This window comes from Coprococcus ammoniilyticus, from assembly GCF_025567345.1.
Lineage (GTDB): Bacteria > Bacillota > Clostridia > Lachnospirales > Lachnospiraceae > Coprococcus > Coprococcus ammoniilyticus.
The window spans coordinates 30871-44640 of sequence record NZ_JAOQJS010000003.1; the positions used below are offsets into that span (position 1 = coordinate 30871).

The following is a 13770-nucleotide window of genomic DNA, read 5'->3' on the forward strand; positions in this document are numbered from 1 at the left end:
CTCTGCTACTCCTCCCTGTACCGCTTAAGCTTCTCGTTATCCGGTCTGCGATATTGATTTCTACCATTCTTGACATCAAAATGACAGATATTCTTAAACTCACAATAATCACAGCCTGTATTGCTCTTATTCTTATATGGCTCGATCGCGATCTTTCCCTCTGCGATCTGACTTCCAAGTTCTTCTATATTCTCTCTTGTCAATTCCATGATCGTCCGGATCTGGTCTGTCGATACCACATTCTCACTTTTCTTGATGTCACCATTTTTATCAAGTTTTACCGGAAGTGACTGATTGCAGGTATGATCCATCTTCTGTATCACGGCAGGTGATTCATTGACAAATCCCTGCAGCTTCATTTTCTCCATTCTCTCAGCGTCTAATTTCTCCTGATCCGAGAATTCCGGCTGCTCTGTATCGGTATCAATCTCCGAAGATTCAATCTCGATCACCGGATCATCAAAGCTGTAATATAATAAACCGGCGATCTGAATATTCTTATCAGGATAGATCATTTTTTCAATCTCATATGCGATCGCAGAATAGGTCACAAGCTGAAGCTGTTCTCCATTCAGGACTTCCTCCAGACTGAGTTTTCTGGTGGATGATTTGTAGTCGATCACCTTGATATAAACCGTTCCATCCTCTTCTTCCACATCTACACGGTCGATCTTACCATTGATACTCATCTGTATCTGATTTGGAAGCTCAAACAGATAAGAACCGACTTCATCCTTTGCGGAATCAAAGGTCTTTTCCAGCATTCCAGGCTTCATGCTGCCAAGTCTTATATGCTTCTGTAACATACCAGCGGATGTCTGTGCCATACGTTCGATCATCTGAAGCATGTAGGCATTTCTTGCATTATCTTCAAAGAAATCTCCTGCCGATTCCTCTGCTGCACGATTTACAAGCTCCGTGACCATCAGCATTCTCTCATCTTCCGGAAAATTCTCCCAGTCATTATTTCTGGTGTCTCTTACCTGCTTAAACAGTCCTTCCATTACACTGTGAAGGATAACTCCGACATTTCTGACATCGACCTGATACATTTCCCGCTCTTTTAAACGCAGACCATATTTTAAGAAATATGCAAATCCGCATCTGGCATATAATTCAAGCTTCGATACTGATGCATGCAGATATCTGCCATATAACAGGGCGATCGTCTCCGGTGGAAGCTGTTCTGCCACGTTCCTGTATGTTCTGCCTTTATAAATGGCTGTCAATTCTCTGGCAAATCCTTTTTCCGTCAAAATTCTTGTCAGAATCCGGCTCTCTGCATCTTCGCTATCATCTTCCTCTGTCCGGAGTATCCGTCTTAATGAACGGTTGACGGTATCCGGCATACAGGAAGCAGCATCATACTCCTCTGCCTGAAGGGATGGAAAAATACTGCTGATCCTTCCAAGCAGATAAGACGGACGCATACTTTCAAGTGATGCGCTTAATTTATGATACGATATATACAGATGATCGGATGGTTTCGTCAATATCGTATAGATATAAAACTGCTCGATATAGCTGTTCTGTTTGTCGGATGGAGCAAGCTCCAGGCCGCAGTCTGACAAAATATCCCGGTCTCTGTCACTTAGAATTCTTCCCTTTTTCGGTGCTTTTGGCACGATTCCATCATTGACCGATGTAAAGAATAACACCTTTATGTGATTTAATCTTGACCTTGTGATATCTCCGATCAACACCCGGTCAACCGTAGGCGGTACAACACCGACTTCAATATCTGAAAGTCCGGTATCCACGATCTCATAGAACTCTTTCACGCTCATCTTCGTATCGCCTAAGAGTTCCGCGATCTTATCAAATAACCGAACCGTTTTCTCAAAGATCTGACCATACGCATCTCCTTCATTGATCCGGTTTTCTTCATATAATTCATTCTTTCTGGCTTCTAACTTCTCATACATATGGATCTGAAGCAGAAAGTCATAAAGGGCTTCCACATAATCTTTTGTGACTGCCTTTTTATCTGCAAAGACCTTACGGATATCCCCAAACATCTTCATAAATGCCTGACGGATCTCTTCTACATTTACCGGAGAGGTCTTCTCATAGTTTTCAGATACTGCCCGGTTCCATCTGCTGTAGCCACGGACACCACGCTTTAATGCATAATTTTCCAGAAGCTCTATATCCTCAAAGACCAGATCTGTCATACCCGCTTTTAAGAACCGGAACACACTGTCATAGGAGAAATCATCTGCCAGAACCGCCAGTACACTTCGGATCGTTTCCGCACATGGATTTGCTTTCAGGCAGGCATTTGCATCGATAAATACAGGGATCTCATATTCATCCATCACCCGTTCATAGATGTGGGATGCCTGTTCCAGATCTCCCGCTACGATCGCGATATCCTTATAACGGTATCCTTTCTCCCGTACGAGCCTCCTTATCGTAGATGCGACAAATACGATCTCGTCCTGCGCATCTCCTGTCGCCGTCAGATGGATCCGCTCCAATGGCTGCTTCCATTTCTGATACGGACTACGGAACAAATTCCGCTCCAGAAAAAACAGTTCCCGGTTCTCCCCCAGACGATAGTTGATTGTTCCAGGCAGAACGACCGGAGACTCAATCTCCACACCAGCGGCTGCTGCCGCTTCTGTTAATTTCTTTATCGTAGTCTTTGTCAGATAGAATAATTCGTAGTCTTTTATATGCTCATATTTCTGATCTCTGTCATCTAATGTAAAGGAAAAGGTCAGATCATTCGCACAGGTCATCAACTTCTCAACAAGTTCAAGCTGTACCGGCGTAAATCCGGTAAACCCATCAAAATACAGCGAACTGCCACACACAAGTTTAGACTGGCCAACATGTCTGGTCAACAGTTCCACCAACTGTTCTGCCACAATATAGCGTTCACCTGCAAATGCTTCAAATTCTTCGTAAATGTGTCTGATATCCTGCATTTTACCTGCAACAACGCTGTCCTCCGGAATCTGCTCCATGATCTCATCGATCGTATCCTGCTTGATATTATACTGGAAGATCTCCGACATCATGGATTTCATCTCATCCACAAATCCAAGCTTGTCGTAATAGCTTCCATATACTTGTAAGGTGTCCTGCTGTTCACATAAGATCTTCTTGATCAGCATACTTTTTCCAAAGTCTTCCAGCACCTGCCCGGTGCTGATCCCCAGTTCATCAAATACACGATATGCCAGCCGGTTCATGCCGATCGCATCAATATTCATCATGCCTCCGGCCGGATGCATGGTAACCAGTTCTCTCTGTGCTTCCATCGTATACTGTTCCGGCACGATCAGATAAAAATTCCGCTCCGGTTCTTTTATCGATGCCTGAATGATTTCATTGTAAATCTGTCTGGATTTTCCTGAGCCGGATGCTCCAAGTAAGAATCGAACTGACATAACGGTCTCCTTTCACTCATCTGTCAAGCAATACTCTTTTTCTGGCTTTCTCTTTGCTAAGCCATATTTACTTCAATATTGTTTTACTAACCATCTGTTCTTTGGTTATATTTTATTTTCTCTGTGAATACAATATAGTAATAATAAATGAGGGGAATATTTATATGGCATCCACAAAGCTTATCGTTTTAAAATCTAAAGAAATCATATACACGGTTATTTTTCTCGGACTTGTCGCCCTGTTTATCATCATACTGACGATCATGTTCAAAAAACCTGCCACCGTTTCAGAAACTGCTTCTTCGAATACCGCTTCTGAAACAACGGAGCCTTCTTATAACCCCGGTACATATGATTCAACTATCACGCTCGGCGAATCTACTCTGTCTGTTATGGTTACGGTTGATGATCATTCTATCCAGGATGTTGCGCTCTCCAATCTGGACGAAAGTGTCACCACCATGTATCCGCTCCTGTCGTCTTCTTTAGAGGCGATCAACACTGACCTGCAGTATGTGTCATCGATTGACGACCTCACTGTTTCCGGCGATACCAAGTATACCTCGATGCTGCTGATCAACGCCATCAAAGAGGCGCTTGCCAAGGCTGTGGTTCAATGAAATCGAACGATATATGCCGGTCAACTGCCTATTGTTACGCAAAACGTTCCCACTCTATCCTCGACGTAGCGGTACATAAGGCTGCAAAAAACGCAGCCTAAGTACCGACGCTCGGACAGGTTTGCTACACAATATCAGTTATCCGGCATATATCTGTTTATTGACATAACACCGTTTCCAGCCTTGGCTATTGATACGGTACAACCACCTAAGTAGTATGCTCCTTATGTAGCAGAACGCTCTCATAAGTCCTTGAATTAAAATGAAAGATACATTACATATTATTCCGTAAGACGCTTCCGCTCGTATCCTCGTGCAGCGGTACATAAAGTTGCAAAAAACGCAACTTAAGTACCGGCCTCGGATAATGCTTACGTCATAATAGTAATGCTATCTTCCATTTTAACTTAAAGTACTAACATCTGGACAGGTCTGCTACATAAGGACATTCTACTCAGGTGATTTGTGTTTCTATACCAAGATGTGTTATGTAACATTTCTGTACGTCAGATTTTTGTGCGCTGAGCCAGTATTCTTCCCAGCCTTGTCTGCGCTGCCTTTCAATCATAAATCGCATAGCCAAATATTTCTTTGTATGCTTACACAATACAGAAGGATGGTAGGTGTTATATTTTATGAAGCAAACCTCTCCTCACGCCGGTACTTGGCGAACTGCGAATGCAGGGAGCCTTAGGTACCGCTGCGTTGAGGATAGAGCGAAAGCGTTTTGCGGAATAAAGATATAACAACCTGCCTGCCTTCGTCCTTGTGCCTCAACGTAAAGGCTAGCGTCTAATGCTTGGTTACGATGTCGTTCTGGTCTTTGTAGATGCTGTTTGATGGCACATAGCCTCTGACACGGGACAATGGGTAGATGTTTGAATGTGAGCCGATCACGGTTCCCGGATTTAAAACGCTGTTACAACCAACCTCTACATAGTCACCAAGCATTGCACCAAATTTCTTCATACCAGTTGCAATATCGAAGTCCGCACCTTTGACATGCACCAGTGTTTTGTCTGACTTGACATTAGAGGTAATGCTACCTGCTCCCATATGAGAATGGAAGCCAAGGATCGAATCACCTACATAGTTATAATGTGGAACCTGCACATTATTAAAGATAATGACATTCTTTAACTCTGTGGAGTTACCAACAACGCAGTTATCTCCCACTAAAGCACTTCCACGAATAAATGCACACTGTCTGACCTCTGTATCTTTTCCAATAATACATGGGCCTGCAATATAAGCAGAATCAAATACAGTTGCTGATTTATGAATCCAGATATTTTCACCACGTTTCTCATACTCTTCCGGATCTAAGCTGTTTCCAAGTTCAATGATAAAGTCCTTGATCTTCGGAAGCGCTTCCCACGGATATGTAACGCTTTCAAGCAATGGCTTTGCTGCTGTTTCTGTCAGATCATATAATTCTTTGATCGTTACCTGTTTTACTGTTTCATTATTCATTTTCTTATACCTCACTATCTTTCTCCGAATTTATATAGAAAATAATCCTTTATCCGCAAAGGACAATTTTTATCTAAAAAGCAATCATTTATCCACAAAAGATAATTTTTATCTATTAATCAACTATTTCATGATTATTTTTTATAATATACCCTTGTTCTGTCAAATACTGTTGTAATCTGGTTCTGATTACTGATTCCTTTTACCAAGTTTGTGTATTTGATCACAAAGGTGTTCATCTTGTCTGTATATTCTTCTTTCGTGATCGAACCATCAGCGACACCACACAAGCCTTTTTCCCAGCTTGCTGTCAGATCCGCCCGAAGCAGTCCATTGATCGAATAATAAACAACATCATAAATGATCTCGCCGAGAAATGTCGGTGTTACGATCTGCGTTTTCTTATTCAGCGCAATGTATTTGTTATTTACAAGCTTGGTGATGATTCCATCTCTGGTCGCACTGGTTCCAATACCTGCGCCCTTGATCTGCTCACGAAGCTCCTCGTCCTCGATAAACTGTCCGGCATTTTCCATCGTCAGGATAAGCGTACCGGAATTGTACCGTTTTGGAGGTGATGTCTCACCCTCTTTGATCTCGAATTTGTCAAGTGAAAGGATATCTCCCTTTTTCAAATGTCCGATTGTCTCGATGAATTCCGGGCTGTATTTGGTATCATCCTTTTTCCTTGCAAAGCGGTTCGTGGCAACCTTCAGGTAACCTTCTTTTAACATATATTTGAAATTGGCAAATAAGAATTCATCCTGCTTTGCCAGTGTCATTGAAAGCTTCTGATATTCTGCTGCCGGATAAAAGATGCTTAAGAATCGTCTGCAAATGATCTCATACACATTTGCCGCAATCTCAGACAGTCCTCTTAACGCACCCATGCCCTGTCCGGTCGGAATGATCGCATAGTGGTCTGTGATCTGTTTGTCATTTACATACTTGGTCTTTGCGATCGTCTTATAGCTTCCCATGTTAAGAACCTCATCAGCATAGGCAGCCATCGGTGTATATCGTTTCAGACCGGATATATTCTTATAAATTTCCTTTGCCACAGCCGTTGACAACACTCTGGCATCCGTTCTCGGATATGTCACCAGCTTCTTCTCGTATAACTCCTGCACGATCTTTAAGGTGTCGGACGGACTGATCTTAAAAAGTGAAGAACAGTCATTCTGAAGCTCGGCAAGATTATACAGCATTGGCGGAGCCTTCTTTTCTTTCTTCTTCTCGCTTGCAACAAGAGTGGCTTCCATTCCATTTGCCGACAGCTTTTTCACCAGATCTTCTGCATCCTTCTTCTGCTTGAAGCCATTTTCTTTATACAGAAGCGGTGAATTAAAATACGGTGTATCCTTTACCGCTTTCCATTCTGCCTCAAATGTCTGCCCGGCAACATTTACCGTACCAACAACACGGTAAAATGGTGTCTTTACAAATTCACGGATCTCCCGCTCCCGCTTCACGATAATGCCAAGAACACAGGTCATAACACGTCCAACCGCAATCACGCATTTATCCAGTTTTAGATAATTTCTTATCACATAGCTGTATTTTAACGATAAGGCTCTGGAGAAATTAATACCCATCAGATAATCTTCTTTTGCACGAAGATATGCGGCATCGCTGAGCGAATCGTACTCTGAAAGCGGCTTGGCTTCCCGGATTCCACGCAAGATCTCTTCCTCTGTCTGGGAATCGATCCAGACTCTCCGCTTCTCTTTATTTCCAACCTTTGCCATCTGATCCACCAGACGGTAGATGTATTCTCCCTCACGTCCTGAGTCGGTGCAGACATAGATACAGCCTACATCATCCCGGTTCAACAGCCCTGCTACGATCTTGAACTGCTTGCTGACATCCGGTATCACTTCGTATTTGAATTCTGTCGGAATAAAAGGAATCGTAGCCAGATCCCATTTTTTTAATTTCTCGTCATAGGCATCCGGATAACTCATCGTGATCAGATGTCCAACACACCAGGTCACAACAGAATCTTCCGATTCCAGATAACCTGCTCCGGCATTTTCTTTTACACCAAGCACATCTGCAAACTGCCTTGCAACACTTGGTTTTTCTGCTATATATAAGTTCTTCAAATCAAACTCCTGATTCTTTTATATTTGATCAATATTACACATCACATCTTTTTATAATACCAGAAAAAGAAGGTTTCGACCATAGCTTTTGTGATATCCGCACAGTAAAAAAGCACCCCGCCTTCGATTCAGAAAACGAGATGCCCTTTGACTATTTTAGGTTGTAATAAACATTTACTGTATTTGATCTTACTGCTCGAATAATAACTGCTCGTATGTAGGGAATGGCCATGCTGTCTTTGGAAGTTCTTTTTCCAGTTCGTCAGCAGGTGTTCTTACAGAATCAAATGCTGCAAATACTACGTTGTGATAGTATTTTGCCCATGCTTCGATATCATCTTCGTAATCAGCAGCTTTTGCAACAAGCTCTTCCAGTTTTACAGTTGCTGTCTTCAGCTCTGTAAGCTTTTCAGAGATTGTATTCAACAGAGATACCTGTACGCTTGGTTCGATACCAAGAGCTTTGATCTCAGCAGCACCCTTTGCAAGCTCTGCCTGATATTCCATAACTGCCGGGATAATCTCTTCATTTGACATCTCGATCATTGTGAGTGCCTCAATGTTGATCTTCTTTGCATAATTCTCAAGCATAACTTCTGCTCTGGCTGATAACTCTGCTTTATCCATAACGCCAAGGCCTTCAAAGATCTTAACGCTCTTATCTGCTGCCAGATATGGAACTGCATCTACCATACATTTGATATTTGGAAGTCCACGTTTCTCAGCTTCTGCGATCCATTCATCTGAATAACCATTTCCGTTGAAAATGATCTTCTGATGCTCTGTCAGAGTCTTTCTGATCAATGCCTTACATGCTGTCTCGAAATCTTCTGCACCTTCCAGTTCGTCAGTCATCTTCTTTAACTGATCTGCAACGATCGTATTTAATACCATCATTGGAAATGCGATGGACTGTGTAGAACCTACCATACGGAACTCAAATTTGTTACCTGTAAATGCAAATGGTGATGTTCTGTTTCTATCTGTAGCATCCATTGTAAATGTAGGAAGTGTGGATGCACCGGATACATAAGTCTTGCCCTTTGGTGATTCTGTAGCTTCACCCTTCTCAATGATCTGCTTAACGATGGATTCAAGCTGTTCACCAAGGAATGCCGAAATAATTGCTGGAGGTGCTTCATTTGCTCCAAGTCTGTGGTCATTTCCTGCGGATGATGCGGACAGTCTTAACAGCTCTGCATTGTTATCAACGGCTGCAAGAACGGCTGCAAGGAAGAACTGGAACTGAAGATTTGTCTCCGGATGTTTACCAGGATCGATCAGGTTCTCGCCCTCATCTGTTGAAATTGACCAGTTGTTATGTTTACCGGAACCATTGACACCTGCAAATGGCTTCTCATGAAGAACACATTCCAGATCATGCTTTGCTGCGATCTTCTTCATAGTAGCCATAACCAGATGGTTCTGATCGGTTGCTATATTGGTTGTTGAGAAAATAGGTGCTAACTCATGCTGAGCAGGAGCAACTTCGTTGTGCTGTGTCTTAGCAAGAATACCGTATTTCCATAATTCTTCATTTAACTCGGTCATGTATGATGCAACCTTATCTTTGATCGCTGCAAAATACTGATCGTCAAGCTCCTGTCCTTTTGGAGGCATCGCACCGAATAAGGTACGTCCACAAAGCTTCAAGTCTGTTCTCTTTGCGAATTTCTTCTTGTCGATCAGGAAGTATTCCTGCTCAGGACCAACAGAAGCTGTAACCTTCTTTGCTGATGTATTTCCAAATAATGCAAGTGCCTTTAAAGCTTCCTTGCTGATCGCATCCATGGAACGAAGAAGTGGTGTCTTGTAGTCAAGTGACTCACCTGTATATGATGTGAATGCTGCAGGGATGCAAAGGATACAGGTTCCTGCATCTGTTGTCTTTACAAATGCCGGTGAGGTACAATCCCATGCTGTGTATCCTCTGGCTGCGCATGTCTCACGAAGTCCACCAGAAGGGAAGGATGAAGCATCCGGCTCGGATTTGATCAGCTCTTTACCTGTGAACTGAAGAATAACTCCGCCATCACCTACTGTACTTACGAATGAATCATGCTTCTCGGCTGTTGTCTCTGTCAGTGGCTGGAACCAGTGAGTATAGTGTGTTGCGCCAAGTTCCATTGCCCATTCCTTCATTGCTGCTGCAACAGAATCTGCAATAGATGTATCAAGAGGTTCGCCCTTATCGATTGTGTTCTTCAAGGATTTATAAACTGCTTTTGGAAGACGCTCTCTCATAACCTGATCGGAGAAAACGTGTGAACCGAATACGGCTGAAATTTTGTTCATCATAATTTTGTACTTCCTTTCTTCTGATAAAACAAAAAAAGAAAGGTGTCCCAATGATTTGGAACACCTTTGTTCATTTCGTCTATTTATTTGATACAATATATATACTCCTTTTGATTTGAAAAATCAACCCCTAAATTTCAAAAATTTTGGAATATATTTCGGAAAGTCTTTCTGACTTATGCATTTAAAATATTGCGGCTTATCGTTGCGGCTTATCACATCCTGCAAATGATCTTATGACAATAAACATAAGCATCACCAATGCTCCATCAAATGAAATGCTATCGTTCATCAGCTGTGTGATCACTCCCAGATGACTAAGAATATCCACAATTAAAAATGCAATCGCTATTATCATACACCAGCATACGATCACAGCTCTCTGTTTTGATCTTTTTGATACCAATCTGCAGCTCATAGCCATTAATATAATAATTACAACCAATAAAGCAAGGACTGCAAGGAACAATGGTTTACCAAATGATGTCATACCACTTCCCAAACGCGTATTCTCCGGAATATCAGCATGCAGCTTAGCCCGTGCTCTCACATCATCATCCACTTTGCCTAATATGCGAAACAATCCATATAACAGAACTCCCGGAGCAAGAACAGCACTGACCAGATCTATCACCACTTTTTTCACTGTTCTGTTTTTATCTGATGCACTTATTACACCACAAAATAAAGCTGCTCCCATAGCTAACAGTACCACAAGTACTTCTTCTTCTGTCTCATTGAGGCACATCAGTGTGCTTATCTTCGTTTCCTCTAACAAGCAAAAGAATTTCTAATTTATCACCTTCAAAATCCTTATTGGAAATATAAATGTAAAACAAATGAAATGATATATTAGAAATAATCCCTTTTCGATTAAGCAAACGTAAAAAAGACAGATGTTTTTCTAATATATCTCCTATACCATTTCCTTCAAGAGAGGCATATTTCATTAAGGTAAGATCCGGTAATTTACTAATTCTAAACCATATTTGACTATTATTCTCCATCCTCATCTCTCCTCAAAAAAAGACCACATCGCGACGAACATCGCTTTATTAATAAGTACAAGCTGATATTACATTCAGAATGTTGTTATACAATGTTGTTTCCTGTTAAAATGCTAATTCATTAGCATTGACCAATGCACCTCTAATCATTCCGGTCAAAGTACCTCTCTGACTATGCATTTCTTTTCTATTAGGATCATAATTTGCCTTATTACTATCATATTACAATGTGACGCACACGCCCAATCCAAGGTGAATCTTACTCTTGCACAGTAGATATTTACTCTTTCATACAATCATGTTATGGTTATAGTCCCTTCTGACAGCAGTAGAAGGAGAATTACGATGTACCGCATATTTCAATAGCCTTTGCTATCAGATGCTATTGAAATATGCGGTAAATTACCTATAATTATTCTTTACTATTGTATGCCGAACTTATGCCAGCAAACTTCTATTGTACTTTTCCTTTTACTACTCTGTAGCGTTTGCCTTTGACCGTTACATAACCTGTCTTGTTACTCTTTTTGCCCTTAACTACATAGTATTTCTTTCCTGATTTCTTAACAATACCTTTATATTTTGGCTGCCATACACCTTTCTTTACATACCACCATTTTCCATCTGTATTTTTTACCAGTTTTGTACTATTTTTCTTTCTTCCCTTATATACATAGTAGTATTTTCCATCCGTATGTTTTACAATTCCGGTAAATTTCGACTGCCATTTTCCATTTTTAATATAGCACCATGTACCATTTGTACGCTTTAATAAACCTGTATAATTTGTTTGTTTTACACCATTTCTATAGTAATACCAGCCTTTGGAAGTCTTTTTCATTCCATTATACGCTGCTGTTGTAACAGTCAAAACATTGCTGTTATAACTTGTATGGATTGAAATCTTATTATAAGTACATGTACCATATGCCTTAACTAAAAAATTATATGTAGTATTCTGTTTTAATCCCGATAATGTACATGAGGTTGTAGATTTTCCAGCTACATCAAGTACTCTTTGCCATTTTTTACTTGCTGTATCATACATATAAACGTAATATCCATTAGCTCCATTTACTTCATTCCAGGAAAGACTTATCTTCTTTGTCAAAGCTGCTGTTATCCATACATTAGTGCTGTCAAGATATAATCCATATCCACCGCATTCAGAAGCACCTGTCGTGTAATTATTCACAGCTCTCACAAGATATTGATATGTCACGCCTGACACGCAATTTGTATCCTTATATGTATTTGTGCTTCCACCAGCAACTGTAGTCAGCTTTGCATAATTTGTATCGGTCTGCTTTTTCCGGTAAATTTCATATTTTGTAGCACCAGATACTGTCTGCCATGACAATTTAAATCCGCCCTGTATTCTTTCCAGTCCTGTCACACTACATTTACTTAAATTAATGGATTGCTTTTGTATCGTAAATTTCTGAGCACCTGAATCATTTCTTTCATACAACCACACATTGGTGCCATCTAATGATCCATAGCTTTCAACATCCAGAACTGCAGATCCACACGAAGCATTTAAGAAATATGCACCTGCTGTACCTCTGATAAACCATCGCTGTGCTGTCGTATTATTTCTTGAGTATACACCTACATTAGTTCCATTTGTCTGTCCCCAATTACTGTCATCAAGAGCTTTTCCTGATGCATAATTTACAATCTCATAGGAACCATTACTTTGTCTTATAAAATGCCATAACTGATTTGCTTGATTTGAACCTGTTCGGATTGTTACATTATCATCACTATCAGCTGTAACATATTTTTTTATTCTGGTATTCATTATAGTAGCATAAAAATCATTACCTAGATTTTGAGTTTCACTATCATAGCCATAAGTGCATACTGTTTTTGATGCCATTCTCTGTCGATTATCTTTATCATTATATGGCACTGCCCAGACATTTATCCGATAATGTCCTGCTTCCGGTATAGTAAATTGGTAACTATTTGCATTTACATCCCCATTTGCACCTGTTGCACCACCATAACATTCCTTACTTGTGTCAGTATTTGTAATAATCAGCCAATAATGAAGAAAGTCACTTTGACTGCTGGTTTTATCCCATGTTATATTCATTGTCTCACCAACAGCATAACAATTTCTATTTGTTGTTATCGTTGGTGTCGTCATTTCACCATGCGCTGTCTGTGAGGATGACAATTCATGCAGTTTTACAACATATACTGCACCCGCGTTCATTCTCCATGCCGCAAAATTCTTACGGTTATTGCTGTGGGCCGAAACCAATGGTGTATTTCCGGACACTCCGGTACAGATACCAGCATGATCAATGTCATTTGGAACCTTACCATCTACTTCTGTTCCCCATACATAAAATAACGGATCACCTATTTTTACATCTGACGGAGAAGGATTTCTTACAATCAAACCACTATACTCCGGTTTTGCCCGGAACCATTCCAATAAATAATCCGCTCTTTTCCATGCTGTTGAATACGCATACCATGTGCCATCCGTTTGTAATCCTCCGGCTACTAAACACTGTGAAACGTAGTTCGCACAATCATTACCTTGAAAATATGCATATCCGCTATTATATGAATTAACGTTTGTTCCACCACTATTATCTGTATAAGTTAATCCATAATTTGCCGCCGCACCTCCATTATAAGTTGTTGCTGCTTTCACTTTGCTTATATTGTTTTTACCAAATATATCATTTGGCATATAAACAATTATCATGGTTGCAACCATCACCATACAAATGGTTTTCTTCCATATTCTTGCCATATGGAACTTTCCTTTTCTTACATCATTCATAAACATTCGTCTCCCTTCATTTATTTTCAATACACGCTTCAAAAGTTCTGGTTAATTTATATA

General features: G+C 40.6%; 8 protein-coding genes. 1 reads left to right on the top strand and 7 read right to left on the bottom strand.

Annotated elements, in window-relative coordinates:
- Positions 1 to 5: 5 nt before the first annotated feature.
- On the bottom strand, positions 6 to 3398 hold the full coding sequence (locus OCV60_RS04820) for a PD-(D/E)XK nuclease family protein (protein WP_262529572.1): 3393 nt from the start codon (positions 3396 to 3398) through the stop codon (positions 6 to 8).
- A gap of 164 nt (positions 3399 to 3562) precedes the next feature.
- Between OCV60_RS04820 and OCV60_RS04825 the strand changes: the two genes are divergently transcribed.
- On the top strand, positions 3563 to 4018 hold the full coding sequence (locus OCV60_RS04825) for a hypothetical protein (RefSeq protein ID WP_021944031.1): 456 nt from the start codon (positions 3563 to 3565) through the stop codon (positions 4016 to 4018).
- Positions 4019 to 4810: 792 nt separating this feature from the next.
- Here OCV60_RS04825 and OCV60_RS04830 read toward each other — a convergent pair.
- The 6 genes from OCV60_RS04830 to OCV60_RS04855 form a co-directional block, all read right to left on the bottom strand.
- Entirely contained in the window at positions 4811 to 5491 is a 681-nt protein-coding gene (locus OCV60_RS04830; protein ID WP_117823571.1) for an acyltransferase, read from the bottom strand.
- 134 nt (positions 5492 to 5625) lie between these two features.
- The gene (locus OCV60_RS04835) at positions 5626 to 7596 is read right to left on the bottom strand and encodes a DNA topoisomerase (RefSeq protein WP_262529573.1); all 1971 of its coding nucleotides are present in this window, start codon (positions 7594 to 7596) and stop codon (positions 5626 to 5628) included.
- Positions 7597 to 7785: 189 nt separating this feature from the next.
- Positions 7786 to 9894, bottom strand: coding sequence for a glutamine synthetase III family protein (locus OCV60_RS04840; RefSeq protein WP_117785025.1), 2109 nt, complete (start codon positions 9892 to 9894; stop codon positions 7786 to 7788).
- A gap of 199 nt (positions 9895 to 10093) precedes the next feature.
- A complete protein-coding gene (locus tag OCV60_RS04845) occupies positions 10094 to 10672 on the bottom strand; it encodes a hypothetical protein (protein WP_262529574.1) in 579 nt (192 codons plus the stop codon).
- Entirely contained in the window at positions 10629 to 10901 is a 273-nt protein-coding gene (locus OCV60_RS04850; RefSeq protein WP_262529576.1) for a hypothetical protein, read from the bottom strand. Before OCV60_RS04850 ends, OCV60_RS04845 begins: the two co-directional genes overlap by 44 nt.
- A 454-nt stretch (positions 10902 to 11355) precedes the next feature.
- A complete protein-coding gene (locus OCV60_RS04855) occupies positions 11356 to 13707 on the bottom strand; it encodes an RICIN domain-containing protein (RefSeq protein WP_262529577.1) in 2352 nt (783 codons plus the stop codon).
- Positions 13708 to 13770: the final 63 nt, after the last annotated feature.